This is a genomic window from Duganella sp. LjRoot269, from assembly GCF_964254095.1.
GTDB classification, from domain to species: Bacteria; Pseudomonadota; Gammaproteobacteria; order Burkholderiales; family Burkholderiaceae_D; genus Rugamonas; species Rugamonas hordei.
In genome coordinates, this window is record NZ_CAXUSL020000001.1 from 2,455,830 (window position 1) to 2,470,345 (window position 14,516).

Annotated in this window: 21 protein-coding genes; 12 read left to right on the forward strand and 9 right to left on the reverse strand. The window is 63.8% G+C overall.

The features are described from left to right. Positions 1 to 62 precede the first annotated feature (62 nt). Together ACSQ3S_RS10950 and ACSQ3S_RS10955 are read right to left on the reverse strand one after the other, a co-directional pair. Positions 63 to 209, reverse strand: a complete 147-nt coding sequence (locus ACSQ3S_RS10950) for a lmo0937 family membrane protein (RefSeq protein ID WP_020705825.1) — start codon at positions 207 to 209, stop codon at positions 63 to 65. Between the two features lie 72 nt (positions 210 to 281). Then, complete coding sequence (locus tag ACSQ3S_RS10955; protein ID WP_176653625.1) at positions 282 to 923, reverse strand: glycine zipper 2TM domain-containing protein; 642 nt, start codon at positions 921 to 923, stop codon at positions 282 to 284. 110 nt (positions 924 to 1,033) lie between these two features. Between ACSQ3S_RS10955 and ACSQ3S_RS10960 the strand changes: the two genes are divergently transcribed. From ACSQ3S_RS10960 to ACSQ3S_RS10970, 3 genes are all read left to right on the forward strand, one after another. Next, on the forward strand, positions 1,034 to 1,783 hold the full coding sequence (locus ACSQ3S_RS10960) for a Crp/Fnr family transcriptional regulator (protein WP_176653626.1): 750 nt from the start codon (positions 1,034 to 1,036) through the stop codon (positions 1,781 to 1,783). A 75-nt stretch (positions 1,784 to 1,858) separates the two neighbouring features. Further along, positions 1,859 to 2,173, forward strand: coding sequence for a transposase (locus tag ACSQ3S_RS10965; protein WP_353403268.1), 315 nt, complete (start codon positions 1,859 to 1,861; stop codon positions 2,171 to 2,173). After that, the gene (locus tag ACSQ3S_RS10970; RefSeq protein WP_413449690.1) at positions 2,170 to 3,036 is read left to right on the forward strand and encodes an IS3 family transposase; all 867 of its coding nucleotides are present in this window, start codon (positions 2,170 to 2,172) and stop codon (positions 3,034 to 3,036) included. The genes ACSQ3S_RS10965 and ACSQ3S_RS10970 overlap by 4 nt, the downstream gene beginning before the upstream one ends. 115 nt (positions 3,037 to 3,151) lie before the next feature. Here the strand turns inward: ACSQ3S_RS10970 and ACSQ3S_RS10975 are convergent, their stop codons facing one another. Next, positions 3,152 to 3,376 carry a glycine zipper 2TM domain-containing protein gene (locus ACSQ3S_RS10975; RefSeq protein ID WP_176653627.1) on the reverse strand — a complete coding sequence of 75 codons (225 nt, stop codon included), beginning with the start codon at positions 3,374 to 3,376 and terminating at the stop codon, positions 3,152 to 3,154. A 112-nt stretch (positions 3,377 to 3,488) separates the two neighbouring features. Next, the gene (locus tag ACSQ3S_RS10980) at positions 3,489 to 5,543 is read right to left on the reverse strand and encodes an AsmA family protein (protein WP_436142381.1); all 2,055 of its coding nucleotides are present in this window, start codon (positions 5,541 to 5,543) and stop codon (positions 3,489 to 3,491) included. A 152-nt stretch (positions 5,544 to 5,695) separates the two neighbouring features. On the opposite strand from ACSQ3S_RS10980, the gene ACSQ3S_RS10985 reads away from it, so the two are divergent. The 7 genes from ACSQ3S_RS10985 (at position 5,696) to ACSQ3S_RS11015 (ending at position 9,931) form a co-directional block, all read left to right on the forward strand. Next, positions 5,696 to 6,088, forward strand: coding sequence for a DUF4398 domain-containing protein (locus ACSQ3S_RS10985; protein WP_176653629.1), 393 nt, complete (start codon positions 5,696 to 5,698; stop codon positions 6,086 to 6,088). Positions 6,089 to 6,098: 10 nt separating this feature from the next. Beyond that, entirely contained in the window at positions 6,099 to 7,028 is a 930-nt protein-coding gene (locus tag ACSQ3S_RS10990; protein WP_176653630.1) for an OmpA family protein, read from the forward strand. A 23-nt stretch (positions 7,029 to 7,051) separates the two neighbouring features. Continuing rightward, on the forward strand, positions 7,052 to 7,588 hold the full coding sequence (locus tag ACSQ3S_RS10995) for a ferritin-like domain-containing protein (RefSeq protein WP_176653631.1): 537 nt from the start codon (positions 7,052 to 7,054) through the stop codon (positions 7,586 to 7,588). A gap of 61 nt (positions 7,589 to 7,649) precedes the next feature. Then, complete coding sequence (locus ACSQ3S_RS11000) at positions 7,650 to 7,952, forward strand: DUF883 family protein (protein ID WP_008446875.1); 303 nt, start codon at positions 7,650 to 7,652, stop codon at positions 7,950 to 7,952. An 18-nt stretch (positions 7,953 to 7,970) separates the two neighbouring features. Next, on the forward strand, positions 7,971 to 8,339 hold the full coding sequence (locus tag ACSQ3S_RS11005) for a phage holin family protein (RefSeq protein WP_436145010.1): 369 nt from the start codon (positions 7,971 to 7,973) through the stop codon (positions 8,337 to 8,339). A 12-nt stretch (positions 8,340 to 8,351) separates the two neighbouring features. Then, entirely contained in the window at positions 8,352 to 8,723 is a 372-nt protein-coding gene (locus tag ACSQ3S_RS11010) for a hypothetical protein (protein WP_176653632.1), read from the forward strand. A 44-nt stretch (positions 8,724 to 8,767) separates the two neighbouring features. Further along, the gene (locus ACSQ3S_RS11015) at positions 8,768 to 9,931 is read left to right on the forward strand and encodes a patatin-like phospholipase family protein (protein WP_436142382.1); all 1,164 of its coding nucleotides are present in this window, start codon (positions 8,768 to 8,770) and stop codon (positions 9,929 to 9,931) included. A gap of 7 nt (positions 9,932 to 9,938) precedes the next feature. On the opposite strand, the gene ACSQ3S_RS11020 is transcribed toward ACSQ3S_RS11015, so the two are convergent. The 3 genes from ACSQ3S_RS11020 to ACSQ3S_RS11030 all read right to left on the reverse strand — a co-directional run bounded on the left by ACSQ3S_RS11020 (position 9,939) and on the right by ACSQ3S_RS11030 (position 10,972). Then, the gene (locus ACSQ3S_RS11020; RefSeq protein ID WP_436142383.1) at positions 9,939 to 10,277 is read right to left on the reverse strand and encodes a hypothetical protein; all 339 of its coding nucleotides are present in this window, start codon (positions 10,275 to 10,277) and stop codon (positions 9,939 to 9,941) included. A 25-nt stretch (positions 10,278 to 10,302) separates the two neighbouring features. Continuing rightward, on the reverse strand, positions 10,303 to 10,455 hold the full coding sequence (locus ACSQ3S_RS11025) for a DUF3309 domain-containing protein (protein WP_176653635.1): 153 nt from the start codon (positions 10,453 to 10,455) through the stop codon (positions 10,303 to 10,305). A gap of 64 nt (positions 10,456 to 10,519) precedes the next feature. Then, a complete protein-coding gene (locus tag ACSQ3S_RS11030; RefSeq protein ID WP_176653636.1) occupies positions 10,520 to 10,972 on the reverse strand; it encodes a glycine zipper 2TM domain-containing protein in 453 nt (150 codons plus the stop codon). Positions 10,973 to 11,199: 227 nt separating this feature from the next. Here ACSQ3S_RS11030 and ACSQ3S_RS11035 point away from each other — a divergent pair, with 227 nt between their 5' ends. Both ACSQ3S_RS11035 and ACSQ3S_RS11040 read left to right on the forward strand, forming a co-directional pair. Then, a complete protein-coding gene (locus tag ACSQ3S_RS11035; protein WP_176653637.1) occupies positions 11,200 to 11,511 on the forward strand; it encodes a BON domain-containing protein in 312 nt (103 codons plus the stop codon). Between the two features lie 69 nt (positions 11,512 to 11,580). Then, complete coding sequence (locus tag ACSQ3S_RS11040) at positions 11,581 to 12,732, forward strand: AI-2E family transporter (protein WP_176653638.1); 1,152 nt, start codon at positions 11,581 to 11,583, stop codon at positions 12,730 to 12,732. A gap of 19 nt (positions 12,733 to 12,751) precedes the next feature. On the opposite strand, the gene ACSQ3S_RS11045 is transcribed toward ACSQ3S_RS11040, so the two are convergent. Both ACSQ3S_RS11045 and ACSQ3S_RS11050 read right to left on the reverse strand, forming a co-directional pair. Next, positions 12,752 to 13,564 carry a substrate-binding periplasmic protein gene (locus ACSQ3S_RS11045; protein WP_353404743.1) on the reverse strand — a complete coding sequence of 271 codons (813 nt, stop codon included), beginning with the start codon at positions 13,562 to 13,564 and terminating at the stop codon, positions 12,752 to 12,754. A gap of 92 nt (positions 13,565 to 13,656) precedes the next feature. Next, entirely contained in the window at positions 13,657 to 14,505 is an 849-nt protein-coding gene (locus tag ACSQ3S_RS11050) for a YihY/virulence factor BrkB family protein (RefSeq protein ID WP_436142384.1), read from the reverse strand. Positions 14,506 to 14,516 lie beyond the last annotated feature (11 nt).

Sequence of the window (14,516 nt, forward strand, 5' to 3'; positions counted from 1 at the left end):
AAATGAAAAAACGGCGCGCCACCGTCGGGTGGAGCGCCGCTTCAGATGCTGGCGGAGAGGCGCTACACGCCGCGTCCGCTAATCAGGCGCAGCAGCACCATGATGATAGCAACTACCAGCAGGATGTGGATAAAGCCGCCTACGGTGTACGAAGTGACCAGGCCCAGCAGCCACAGGATAAGCAAGACTACAGCGATGGTATACAGCATGATTCTCTCCTCAGGTTGTTATGCGAGTTCATTATCTTCTGCCGACTGCAGTCCTTCTGTACGCTGTCGTACTTAAACAGAACGCAACTGGCCGTTGACGATTTTGACCTGATCGCCCGAGCGCCATTGCGGCTGCGACGACTGGTGCAGCACGCGCTTCTTGCCGTTGTCCATGCGCACGGTGATCTCCCAGCTGTGCGTGGTCTTCATATTGCCTTCGACCTGGTTGCCGGCCACCGCGCCGCCGACCGCGCCGGCCACCGTGGCCAGCTGACGGCCATGGCCGCTGCCGACCTGGTTGCCCAGCAGGCCGCCGAGGATGGCGCCGCCGGCCGCGCCGACGCCGCTGCCCTGGCCGCGATGTTCAATCGAGCGCACCGATTCAACCACGCCGCAGCTGTTGCACACGGCGGGCGCGTGTTGCGCTGCCGGTTCCTCCATCTGGCCCTGGGCCGGGGCTGCGTTGTTGGCGTTGTTGAGATTGCTGGCATAGCCGGCTTGCTGTTGCGGCTGCCGCTGCGGTTGTTGTTCCGGCGGCGGCACCGACGACAGCTGGCCCTGCATCGGCGCGGCGCCGGGCACGGTGGCGCTGGAGGTCGGCAGCCAGCCCATGATGGCGGCGCTGCCCACGCCGCAGAACAGCACCACCGCGACGGCGGCGATGACCATGACAGGGTGCAGCGATTGTTTGGAGGTGTGGGTTGGGGTGTCCATGAGGCGTCCTTTTTTATGATGGATTAATATCTGGATTTTCCCTCAAGACATGTTCTGCTTCCGTGCGTCAGCGTACATACAGAGCAAATCATTGCCATTACGCTGGTCCCATGCATACCTCTCACTCCACTCCGTCCGATGAAGACCATGCACCGTCCAGGCAAGTGCTGAACCGCCTGCTGTCCAGCCTGCCGGAGGACGATCAGCACACGCTGCTGGCTTTGTGCGACACGGTACGGATCGAAGTGGGCGACGTGTTGTACGAGCCGGGCCAGACCATCCGCCATATTTACTTTCCCGTCGATAGCCTGATTTCACTGCTGGCCGTGGCCGAAGGCCGCATGACGCTGGAGGTGGGCTCGGTGGGGCAGGAGGGCATGATAGGCGCGTCGGTGGCGCTCGGCCACGAGCAGGCCCAGGTGCGCGCGGTGGTGCAGCGCGCCGGCCGCGCCAGCCGCATTGCCGCCGCCGATTTCTGTACCGAGTTCCGCCGCACCGCGTCGCTGCAGCGGCTGCTGTACCGCTACACCGACACCTTGCTGGCGCAGGCGATCCAGATCGCCGTGTGCAGCCGTTTTCACGTGCTGGAGGCGCGGCTGGCGCGTTCGCTGCTGATCACGCGCGACCGCCTGCAGTCGGAAAAATTCCATCTGACGCATGAGTTCCTGGCGCACGCGCTGGGCGTGCGCCGCGTCGGCGTGACCAAGGCCGCCAGCGCGCTGCAGAACCAGAAGCTGATCACCTACAGCCGCGGCAATATCGAGATCCTCGATTCGGCCGGGCTGGAAGCCGTGTCCTGCCGCTGCTACGAGCTGGTCAAGGACAACGGCGCGATCGGCATGGCCAGCGTGTTCCTGTAAATCCGGGGTCAGATTGAGGAACCCCGGGTTTCATGGACACTCTAACAGAGGTCAGCATGCCTCGGGAGGATAGCCATGGAGAACGAAACAGCCAGACTGCGCACAGTGTTCTCGGATGAGTTTAAGCGGCAGGCGGTCGTTAGGTTGCGGCAACGAGAGCAAACTGCGACCGACCTGGCACTGGAACTAGGTATTCGCCGTAACCTGCTCTACAAATGGGCCAGGAAATTTGATCAGCTGGTTCCGGATGAGAAATTCCGAATCCCGGGGCGTCCACGCTTGGACGAGGAGGATGAAGTGACGCAACTGCGGCGCCGGTTGGCTAAGGCCGAGGAAGAACTGGACATCCTAAAAAAGTTCGATGCGTACTTAACTCGCCTAGCGAAGTGAAGTACGCCTATATCGACCGCTACCGCCGCGAGTTTGCCGTCAAGTCATTGTGCCGGGCGCTAGACATCAGTCGTAGCCGTTATTACGCCTACAAGGCGGCGCCACAGAGCTTGCATAGCTTGGAAGATATGGCCTTGCGGCAGGAGATTGTTCGCGTGCACACGGAACACCGCTGGATTCCGGGTTCAGTCAAGACCTGGCGCCTGCTTAATGGGCAAGGCGTTCGTTGCGGCAAACACCGCATTGCCCGGTTGCGTAAGCTCGACGGGGTGAAATCCAACCGCAGCCGTCGTGCTCACTCCAAACAAGCCAAGGACCGCTCGCAGCCACCGGCCCCCAATCTGGTGCAGCGTCGCTTTCAGGTTGGGCTGCCGAACCAGGTCTGGGTTGGTGACATGACGATGATACGCACCAAAGAGGGATTCCTGCATCTGGCGGTAGTCTTAGATCTGTTTGCGCGTCGGGTAGTGGGCTGGTCGATGCATGATGCCCCGGTCGTCGCGTTGCCGACCGCAGCACTTCAGATGGCTATTGATCAAAGAAAACCTGCACCGGGCCTCATCTTCCACAGTGACCAAGGCAGCGCCTATGGATCGCACGACTATCGAGAGTTGATGGGGCGACATGGCTTGCAGGCCAGCATGAGCCGCAAAGGAAACTGTCACGACAATGCCGTGGCCGAGAGTTTCTTTTCAAGCTTGAAGAATGAACTGATACACGACCGGATCTTTCCGACTCGCGCTGAGGCGGCAGCGGTCGTCAACGACTACATTGCGGTGTACTACAATCAAATGCGTCTGCACCAAACCTTAAGGTACCAGACACCGGTAAAAGTCGAGGCACAATTCTGTGTGCCTATTTAACTGTCCGGGAAATCCGGGATACCTCAGATCTGACAATTGGACACGAGCTCTACCGTAGCAACCGCTACGGTAGAGCTCGTGTCCAATTGTCAGATCTGACCCCGGATTTAAGGATTTAACGTGGTGGCTTGCTGACCTGGTTGCCGATCACGCCGCCCACTGCAGCGCCGCCGACGGTGCCCACTGCGCTGCCGCCGGTCAGTACCGAGCCCGCCACTGCGCCAACGCCGGCGCCGACCGCCGTGCTCTTGTCCTGATTCGACATGCCTGCGCAAGCGCTCAGGCCCAGGGTGGCCGCCAGGATGGCGGCGGTCGATGCGATGTGCTTGATGTTCTTCATGATGTTCTCCTCACTAGCTGATTAAGGCGCGGCAGGTAGCGCCTGCACCAATGTGGCCAGATTACGGAAGAAGCCGGAGACGATCCGTACGACAACGCACACAGAGCGGAAGTTAATTTTTCACCTTGCCTGACGGTTTTTGCCGCAGCGTCTGGCCCGGCGACGGCGCCACCGGCTTGCCCCCTTGCCGGGCCAGCAGCGCTTCGCAGCCGGTGGTCTCGCCCGGTCCGGCATTGACCAGCGGCAGGATGGCCGCCACCGGCGCCATCACCGCCAGCGCCAGCGCGCCGCCGGCGCGCAAGGCCAGCACGCCCTTGTCGACGCTGACGTCGGGGTCCTTGAAGGTGCCGCGCACATAGATCGGCGCGCGCAGCGAGATCACGCGCAGACCCTTGGCGTCCGGGCGCAGCGTCAAGTCCATCTTCTCGTTGTCGAGGTTGACGGTGCCGGCGACGCTGATGGTGGCGTCCGAGGTGTCGACCACGAACAGGCGCGACCGCATCAGGCCGTTGGTCACGCTGAAATCGGTGACCATGCAATTGAGCTTGACCTGCTTGTCGCCGATAACCTTGGTCAGCACCACGTTGCCGATGTTCAGGCCCATTTCCTCCAGCAGCAGCTTGCTGACGCTGCCTTCGTTGATCACGCCCTTGAGCTCGCCATTGGACGAGCCCAGCAGCCCGGCCACGGAATTGCCGGTGGCCGACAGCGACAGGTCGGCATTGACTTCGCCCACCGTGGCCTGCATCTCTTCGATGCGGGGGAACAGCTGCTTGAGCTTGAGCTTGCGCGCGCTGGCCTTGAGCTCGGCGCGGATGGCGTTCGGATTGAGCCTGCCGCTGCCGTCGAGCTTGATGTTGGAGGTGAAGCGGCCGCCGGCGACATCGAAGTTCATCGGCGTCAGCGACAGCACGCCGTCCTTCATGTGGATCATCGTGTCCAGGTTGGCGATCGGCAGGTCCTTGTCGCGCGTGATGCGCTGGGCCTTGAAGCCGACGTCGGCGTCGAGCGCGGTCCAGCGTTCGGTGCGGAACTTCTCCACCGGCAGCACCCGGTTGCCGGGCTGCACCGCTTCGACGCCGCGCGCCTGCTTGCTGGCGTTGGAATCGGCGCCGATCAGCGGGCCGAGGTCGGAAAACTGCAGCAGCTTCGATTGCACGGCGCCCGTCAACAGCGGACGCGGCTGGCCGGTCTTGAAGTCCAGCCTGCCCTCGATGTCGGAGTTGCCGACGCGGCCGGTGAAGCGGTCGTACAGCCAGTGGCTGGCGTGGGCGCCGAGGTTGCCGGTCAGGTGGCCCTCGGTGGCGAACGGCGGGGTTTCCGGCAGCAGCACGCCGGTCAGGCCGTACAGGCGCGCCATGCTGGGGCCGGAGATCTTGAGCCGCATGTCGATCGCGGCCAGCGCGGACGGCTTGGTCAGCGTGCCTTCGACGGCGATGCTGGTGCCGCCGACGTTGAGGTTGGCCGCCAGCGGGTAGGGCACGGACTGCTGCCGCAGCGACAGCACCGCGCCGGCCTTGCCGCCGCCGCTGATGTTCTGGCCGTTCCATTTGCCGCGCACCTTCCATGACACGCCGTAGGTCGGATCGGCGTTGATGGTGTCGACCTCGGCGACGGCGTCGACGTGGGTCTTGGCGTCGATGTAGTGCACCGTGCCCTTGGTGAACACCACGCGCTGCAAATCCAGTTGCCACGGCGACGGCTTGTCGGCCGGCTTGAAGGTCCAGTTGTTCTTGCCATCGGCGTCGCGCTGCAGCAGCACCACCGGCTGGTCGAAGCGCAGCACCGGGATCGAGATCCGGTGCTGCAGCAACGGCAGCAGTTCGATGAAGAAGGCGAAGCGGCCGACGCCGGCCATTTCCGCCGGCGCCTGCATGCCGGCCGGATTGCCGATGTGCACGTCCTGCGCCACCAGGTGCGGCAGCGGCAGGTAGTCGCTCCAGCTGCGGTCGGCATCGCCGCGACCCTGGCTTTGCCACGTCAGCGCCAGGTCGCCGCGGATGGCGAACGGACGGTCGATGGCTTCACCGATCTTGTCGTTGAGCCAGGGGCGCGCCCGGTTCCAGTCGTAGTTCATCAACACGATGACGGCGACGACGGGAACGGCGACCAGCACGCCGGCGGCGGCAAGGGCGATACGGGTACGGCGGAGGCGTGGCGGTGTCATGTGAATGTCTGGTGGGCGCTGAATCCTCGATTGTACGCTGCGGTACCAAGTACGGGGAGCAGCGCACGTTCAATGTGCGGCACCGTACTGAAGGCCGCTAGGCATGAGCTTATAACATCATCCTACCGAATGAATTTTTGAGGAGAACAATAATGAGTACTATCATCCATCACCGCCTTGCCATCTTGTGCACCATTGCCGCGGTACTGGGCCTGAGCGCCTGCGCCAGCGAGAAAACCCCCGCCACCGCCGACGTCGCGGTATCGCGCGCCGCCGTGGCCAATGCCACCAGCGCCGGCGCCGCCGACCTGGCCCCGGCCGAAATGCAATCGGCCCGCGAAAAACTGATGCGCGCCAACCAGGCGCTGGCCGCCAAGGATTACAAGACGGCGCAGGACCTGGCCACGCAGGCTTCGGCCGACGCGCAGCTGGCGCAGAGCAAGGCCAATTCCGCCAAGGCCACCAGCGCCGCCGACGAGCTGCAGCAAAGCATCCGCACCCTGCGCGAGGAACTGAACCGCGCCGGCACCACCACCCAACAATAAGGAGCACGTCATGAATACACTGCGCATGAAACAACTGTACGCCGTCCCCACCGTGTTCGCGATGGCGATCATGTTCTCCGCCTGCAGTACCACGCCGACCACCACCAGCCTGCTCGACCAAACCCGCGGCGACTTCATGGCCGCGCAAAGCAATCCGTCGGTGGCCGCCAACGCGCCGCTGGAGTTCAAGGCCGCGACCGACGCGCTGGACCGCGCCAACGCCGCCGCCGCGAAGAAGGAAAGCCTGGACGAGATCGACAAGCTGGCCTATATCGCCAAGCAGAAGATCGCCACCGCGCGCGAAGTCGCGAAACAGAAACAGGCCGAGGCTGAGGTGGCCAACTCGGGCCGCCAGCGCGACGAGATCCGCCTGGAAGCGCGCACCGCCGAAGCCAACACGGCCAAGATGCAGGCCAATGAAGCCACCTCGGCCGCCAACCAGGCCAAGGCTGAAGCCGACGCCGCCCGCATGCAGGCCGACGCCGCGTCCAACAGCGCGCGCGACGAGCAAGCCAAGAACGCCGCGCTGCAGCAGCAGCTGGCCGATCTGCAGGCCAAGCAAACCGACCGCGGCCTGGTTATCACGCTGAGCGACGTGCTGTTTAACGTCGACCGCGCGGAGCTGAGCGCCGAAGGCATGCGCACCGCGCAGAAAATGGCCGACGTGCTGCTGCAGGAACCTCAGAGCGCCGTGCTGATCGAAGGGTTTACCGACAGCACCGGCACCTCGTCGCACAACCTGGAGCTGTCGCAGCGCCGCGCCGAATCGGTGCGTAACGCGCTGATCGGCCTGGGCGTCAAGGCCGACAAGATCGCCACCCGCGGCTACGGCGAAGCCTATCCGGTCGCCAGCAATGCCGACGCCGGCAGCCGCCAGCTGAACCGCCGGGTCGAGATCGTGCTGTCGCAAAACGGCGCGCCGATCGCCAACCGCCACTAATTTCTCACCAAGGAAGGACTATCATGGCTGAATCCAATCCCACCACAGCGGCAGGCATCGATACCGAAGCCATCCGCGCGGCCGCCCGCAACCTGCAGGACGGCCCGGTCACGGCCGGCTACCAGGGCGACCGCAGCGCCGTCATCAAGATGCTCAACGACGCGCTGGCGACCGAGCTGGTGTGCGTCCTGCGCTACAAGCGCCACTACTACACGGTCAGCGGCAAGTCCAACGGCTCGGCCAAGGCCGAGTTCCTGGAGCACGCTACCCAGGAACAGGAACACGCGGACTGGCTGGCTGAGCGTATCATTCAGTTGAACGGCCAGCCTGATTTCAATCCGGCAACATTGCTCGCACGTAGCCATGCCGAGTATGATGCATCTGACGACGTTCAATCGATGGTCAAGGCCAATCTGATCGCCGAGCGGGTCGCCATCGAGTCCTACCGGCAGATGGTGGAACGGATAGGCGACACGGACCCGACGACGCGTCACTTGTTGATCAAGATCATGGCCGTCGAAGAAGAGCACGCGGACGATATGCGCGATTTGCTGGATTAAGGCATATTCGTGATTTTGCTGTACAGTTTTCACTTCACACAACCATAACAGGAGCCTCATCATGCTGGAACAAAACATCAGTACCGTGAACAACGACGTGAAAACTCTGGTTAAAGATGCGCAAGCATTGTTTACCGCCGCCACCGCCCTGACCGGCGAAAAGGCCGAAGAACTGCGCGGCCGCGGCATGCGGGCGCTGGACACGGCACTGGCCAAGGCTCATGAAGCGCAGCAAAGCGCCGTGGCCGCCAGCAAGGAAATGGCCAAGCAGGCCGACGTGTATGTCAAGGAAAACCCATGGCGTTCGATCGCCGCCGCAGCCGGCGTCGGCCTGCTGATCGGTGTGATCATCGGTCGCAAGTAATCCATCGTGTCCGATGAGATGAACCGCCCGCCGGGGCTGATCGCGTCGCTGGGCAACATCTGCCGCAACAGCCTCGGCCTGCTCTTGACGCGGCTGGAGCTGGCCGCGCTGGAACTGGGGGAGGTGCGCAATCACCTGCTGCGGCTGGTGCTGGTGTTCGCGCTGGCCGTCGTGGCCTGCTGCTTCGCGCTGGCCTACGGCACGGTGACCATCGCCTATCTGGCCTGGCAATCGATCGGCTGGACCATCCTGCCGATCCTGACCGGCGTGTTCCTGCTGATCGCCATCGGCCTTGTGGTGTATGCGCGCGGCATGATTCGTAGTGGCAAGCTGGGTATGCCGGCGACCATGGCGGAACTCAAGTCCGACCGCGACATGCTGTTGTAACCGGGAGAGCAGATGAGCAAAGAAGCGGAACTGGCGGAGTTCAATGCCGAGAAGCAGCGGCTGATACGCGAAGGCGAGCTGTATCGGATCAAGGTGGTGCACGCGAAGGCGCTGGTCGGCAACGCGCTGCAGCCCGATGCGATGTTCCACGGCGCGGTCGAGCATGCGCTGGGCATGGCCCAGGCGCGCCTGGGCGGCCTGCTGCAGCCGGGCGGGCTGAAGGGCATCAACGTCAAGACCTTGATGCCGTATGCGCTGACCCTGGGTTCGTTTATCGCCCGCAAGCGCCTGGTCAAGCCGGCGCTGGGCATCGCGCTGGCGGCCGGCGTGGGCGTGGCCTGGCTGCTGCGGCGCAAACCCGCGCCGGAGCAGGAACCGGATTAATCCCAAACGCCGCCGATGCGGCGTTTTTTTATTGGAGTAGGCTGATGAGTGGCAAAGTTCCTGAATTGAATCCCGCAGGCTTGCGGGTCGTGCTGGTGCTGCAGGGCGGTGGTGCGCTGGGTGCCTACCAGGCCGGTGTGTTCCAGGCGATGCATGAACACGGGCTGGCGCCGGACTGGGTGGTCGGCACCTCGATCGGCGCCATCAACGCAGCCATCCTGGCCGGCAATCCGCATGAAACGCGGCTGGCCAGGCTGAAGCAATTCTGGGACGGCGTGGCCCATCGCGACAGCTACGACATGCGCCAGGTGCCGGACGCGCAACGCCGCTCCAACATCCTGCTGCAGACCTGGGATACGGTGCTGCGCGGAGTGCCGGGCTTCTTCCGCCCGCGCCTGTTGAGTCCGTTCGCCGCCGGCATCGCGGTCGATCCCGAGCAGGCCAGCTTTTACAGTACCGCCGAGCTGGGCGATACGCTGAACCGGCTGATCGATTTCAACTACTTGAACGGGCCCGACGCCATCCGCCTGACCGTCAACGCGCTCAAGGTCACCTGCGGCAGCCTGCGCAGCTTCGACAACCGCCAGCTGACCATCCACGCCGATCACATCCGTGCCAGCGGCGCCTTGCCGCCGGGCTTTCCTGCGGTGCGCATCGACGGCGACCTGTACTGGGACGGCGGCCTGTATTCGAACACGCCGCTGGAAACGGTGCTCGACGACAGCGACCACGTCGACACGCTGTGTTTCATGGTCGATTTGTGGAGCGCCGACGGCGAGGAGCCGACCACGCTGGACGAAGTGCAGACGCGCCAGAAAGACGTGACCTTTGCCTCGCGGTCCAAGCGCCACCTGGACGACTACGTGGCCACCCACAAGCTGCAGCAAAAGCTGCGCGAGCTGTACCTGCAGCTGCCGGAGCAGGCTCGGACGCAGAAGGGCGCGGAAGACCTGGCCCAGCTGGGCGTCGGCAGCACGCTGCACGTGGTGCGGCTGGCCTACGCGGGCCGCGACTGGAACATGGCGGCCAAGGACATCAATTTCTCCAAGGGTTCGATTGAATGGCGCTGGGACCAGGGCTACCAGGACGCGCTGCGAGCGCTGAAGGCGGCGGGCTGGCTGAGCTTTGTGACGGAAGATACGCCGCTGGTCGTGCACGAACTGCCGCCTGCGCGGAGCAACGTGCACGATCAGGAGCGGGCCGCCTAGGCGGCTGCTATTGCTGGTGATTCTCCGCGCGGATCTGCGCGGCGTTCGCCATGTCCTGCTTGTAGGTCGAGCGGGCGTCCTTCAGGCAGTCATTGCGTTCGCTGGCGGGGCCTTTTTTGCAGGCGACATTCGCCTCGGCAAACGCGGCAGCGATTTCCTTGCGCAAGGTGCGCATCTGTGCGTTCACGCTGGCGTCGTCCTGGTACCAGCGGGCGGGGTCGCCCTTGGCCATTTCCTGCTTCTGCAGCTGGATGTTTTCCGGCGGCGTGGTCTTGCTTTGCGCCTGTGCCAGCATCGCGGCACAGGCCATCATCACGCCAACGACGGTGCGGTGGAAGTGAGTCATGATGGTTCTCCGGTTGAGTTGTCTCTTACAGCCGGCCGGTCAGCAGCATGATCAGCAGGATCACGACGATCAGGCCGGTGATGCCGCTGGGCGCATAGCCCCAGTTGCGGCTGTGCGGCCAGGCCGGCAGCGCGCCGATCAAGGCCAGGACCAGAATAATCAGAATGATGGTACCCATGTTGTATTCCCCTTTTTGAGTTTTTTAAAAAAAGTGCTGGTCCTATGCACCTGACTTGCTGCGATTAATAACGATACAGTCGGCCGTCGACCAGGCGTACGCGGTTGCCCACGCGCAGGTCGTAGACACTGTCCTGGTTGATGATGCGGTAGTCGCCGTTATCCATGCGCACGCTGATCTGGTACTGCTCGTGCGGCTGGTTGCGGCCTTCTTCCACCTTGTTGCCGACCACGGCGCCGCCGACTGCGCCGGCCACGGTGGCGGCGGTGCGGCCGCTGCCCGAGCCCACCTGGTTGCCCAGCAGGGCGCCGACCAGGCCGCCTGTGACGGCGCCCGCGCCGCTGGTGCCGGATTTGGCTTGTACTACCTGGATCGAATCGATGGTGCCGTAGGTGGTGTTGTCAGCCTGGCTGGGGTAATAGCCCTGCGAGGCGGGTGCCTGGCTGGTGCTGGCGCAGCCGCTGAGGACCGCTGTGCCGGCGATCACCAGTGCTGCCAAGGTCGTTGAGTGTTTCATATTGTCCTCCCGAAAAAGTGTAAGTTCAGAATAGACAGCGTGCTTTGGAGGGTCTGTGCGCTTACGCACCAAGCGCGATGTGCCACGCTGTTGTGATTTTATTTGTGTGTACGGTACCGTACAGATGTCACTGGGGAAGGCGCGTAAAACGTCTACATCGGTAGCAGAAACCTCGCAGTACTGCTGGCTGACAAACTCACTGTTTAATCACTCCAAGGAGAATCGCCATGAAAATCGCACATAAAATCGCTACTGCCCTGTTCACCGTATCGCTGCTGGCCACGGCCGGTTGCGCATCGACCTCCACCAAGGAAGGCACCGGCGAATATGTCGACGATTCCGTCATCACCACCAAAGTCAAAGCCAGCATCTTCAACGAGCCTACCCTGAAATCGACCGAGATCAACGTCGAGACCTTCAAGGGCACGGTCCAGCTGAGCGGCTTCGTGGCCCAGCCTGAAGACATCGCCAAGGCGGCCGAAGTCGCCCGCGGCGTCAAAGGCGTGACCGCTGTCAAGAACGACCTCCACGTCAAGTAAGCAGTACCTGCCGGCGCGCCATGCCCGATCTGTCGGGCGTGCCGCGCCGGAAGTTTTTTGTGAGCCATCATGAGCCAGCAGCCAGTCGACCTTCCGATCAACGCAGTGGCCGCCGATGGCGACACCACCCGCATTCCCCTGCATGTCCACGCCCGCGGCCTCGCGCTCGGCGTCATCGCCACCGTGGCGTTTCTCTATGCGCTGCAATGGTCGCGCGATTTTCTCGTCCCCCTGTTACTCGGCATCCTGATCACCTACATGCTCAGCCCACTGGTGTGCTGGCTGGAGCGCATCCGCATCCCGCGCATCGTCGGCGCCACGCTGGTCACCGGCGCCATCCTGTTCGGCTCGGCGGTCATCATCGACAAGGTGCAGGGCGAATTCCAATCCATCGTCGAAGAACTGCCGAGCGCCAGCCACAAGCTGTCGAAGCTGCTGTCTGACCGCATGCACAACGGCCCCAGCGCCATACAGCGCATCCAGGCCGTCGCCACCGAACTGCAGCAAGCCACCTCCGGCGCCCAGGACCGGCGCGCCGCGCGCAGGGCCGCGCCGGCCTCCGACAGCGGCACCCTGCCGGTCATGGACTGGATCTGGGCCGGCTCGCTGGGCGCGCTGGGCTTTCTGAGCCAGGCGACGATGGTGATCTTCCTGGTGTTCTTCCTGCTGCTGTCGGGCGACACCTTCAAGCGCAAGCTGGTCAAGCTGACTGGGCCGTCGCTGAGCAAGAAGAAGATCACCGTGCACATCCTCGACGACATCAACTCGTCGATCCAGAAATACATGCTGATGCTGCTGGTCACCAACGGCCTGCTGGCCTTGCTGATGTGGGGCGCCCTGCGCTGGATCGGCCTGGAGAATGCCGGCGCCTGGGCCATCGTCGCCGGGCTGCTGCATGTGATGCCTTACTTCGGCCCCTTGCTGATCATGCTGGCGACCGGCATCGTCGCCTTGCTGCAGTTTGAATCGCTGCAGATGAGCGTGCTGGTGATGGGCACGTCGCTGGCGATCGCCACCTTGGTCGGCACCGTGGTGGCGACCTGGATGACGGGCCGCTTCGCCCGCATGAACGCGGCCGCCGTGTTCGTCAGCCTGCTGTTCTGGGGCTGGCTGTGGGGCGTCGCTGGCCTGCTGCTGGGCGTGCCGCTGATCGTCATCGTCAAGGTGGTGGCCGAGCGGGTCGAGGGCATGGAAGTGGTGGCCGAGCTGCTGGGCGAGTGAGGCTGTCCCGCGCCCCGCGCTAGCGCGGCCTTCTGCTGGCGGCCACCACGTTGGCCGGATAGTAGCGGCGGTACTCGGCCCACACCGCGTCGGTCTTGAAGCTTTCGCGCAGCTGGGCCGCCAGGTAGCGCTGGTCCTGCGGCGACAGCGACCTGGTCGAGATATAGGCGCCGCTGTAGCCCCACGGCAGCTCGGGCATTTCCTCGATGCGCAGGCGCTCCAGCAGATGCTGCACCCGCCGGTCTTCCTTCATCTCGTACGCCAGGCTCATCGGCGTGAGGATGGTCACGTCGGCGATGCCCTTGTCCAGCAGCCGCGCCACCTGCAGCGGATCGGTCTCGTAAAAGAGCCGGCCTTGCCGCTCCAGCTCGGCCACCGCGGCGCGATACTCGTCGCCGTAGTCGTTGCCGCGCACCACCGCCACGCGCAGTTCCCGCCGCTGCAGCAAGGCCTTCAGGTCGGCCACGGCCGGCCGTTTGGCGTCGACCGACAGCAGCATCGCGCGCGCGCCGACCAGCGGCACGAACTCGCCGAAGCGGTCGCGGTGCGCGGTGCCCATGGCGGGCAGCATCAGGTCCGCCGTTCCCATTTCAAACATCGCCTCCAGGCGCGCCTGTGGCACCGCCGTCATCTTCAGCTGGCATCCGGTGCGGGCGCTGATTTTGCGCAGCACCTCGGGATAGATGCCGCTGAGTTTGTCTTCATTGACGATCACGCTGATGCCGACCGGCGCCAGCGGCACGATGATGGGACGGCTGCATCCGGCCTGAACCTGCGTGGGGCACAAGCTCAGCGCCAGGCCGGCGGCGAACGCGCGTATCGGTTTCGACATATTGTTGCGGAGTTTGGTATCAATACTTTCAATATAACATGCAGACATGACGATGCGCGGCGAAGCCGTCGGGCCGGCACATGGTCGCTGCCTCAGCGGCGCAAGCTGCCCAGCTGAAGCGCGTACTGGCGCGCGAATTCGGCGCCGAGGAAGAAGATCTGCGCCGAGTAGTAGACCCACAGCAGCAGCGCGATCATCGAGCCGGCGGCGCCGAAGCTGCTGGTGACGCCGCTGTTGCCGATGTAGGCGCCGATCAGGTACTTGCCCAGGCTGAACAGCGCCGCCGTGCCCATCGCGCCTATGGTCACGTCGTGCCACGACAGCTTGATGCGCGGCAGCAGCTTGAAGATGGCCCCGAACAGCGCCGAGATGACGACGAAACCGATGACGTAATTCAGCGCCGACAGCACCATGCCGGCGTAGCCCCAGTGGCTGCCCCAGAACTTTTCCAGCAAGGTCAGCAACGCGCTGACCACCAGCGACACCATCAGCAGGAAGGCCAGCACCAGGATCATGCCGAACGACAGCAAGCGGGTGCGGATCACGTCCCAGGCGGTGCCGCGCGTCAGCGGAGGGACTTGCCAGATGGCGTCGAGGCTGGCCTTGAGCTCGGCAAACACGCTGGTGGCGCCGAACAGCAGCAGGGCGCCGGCGATCATGGTCGCCAGCCGGCCTTCCTCCTTGTTGCGGGCGCCGGCCAACACCAGCTGGATCGCCTCCGCGCCTTGCGCGCCGACCAGGCCGCGCAGTTCGGCGAACAGTTGTCCCTGCGCCGCCTGCGGGCCGTAGAACCAGCCGGCGATGGCCAACACCAGCACCAGGATGGGCGCCAGCGAAAACAGCGTGTAAAACGCCAACGCCGCGCCCATGCTGCTGGCGCGGTGTTCAAACCATTCGGACACGGTACAGCTCAGTACCGAGACGATGTTTTTATTTTGCATAAAAAAAAAGC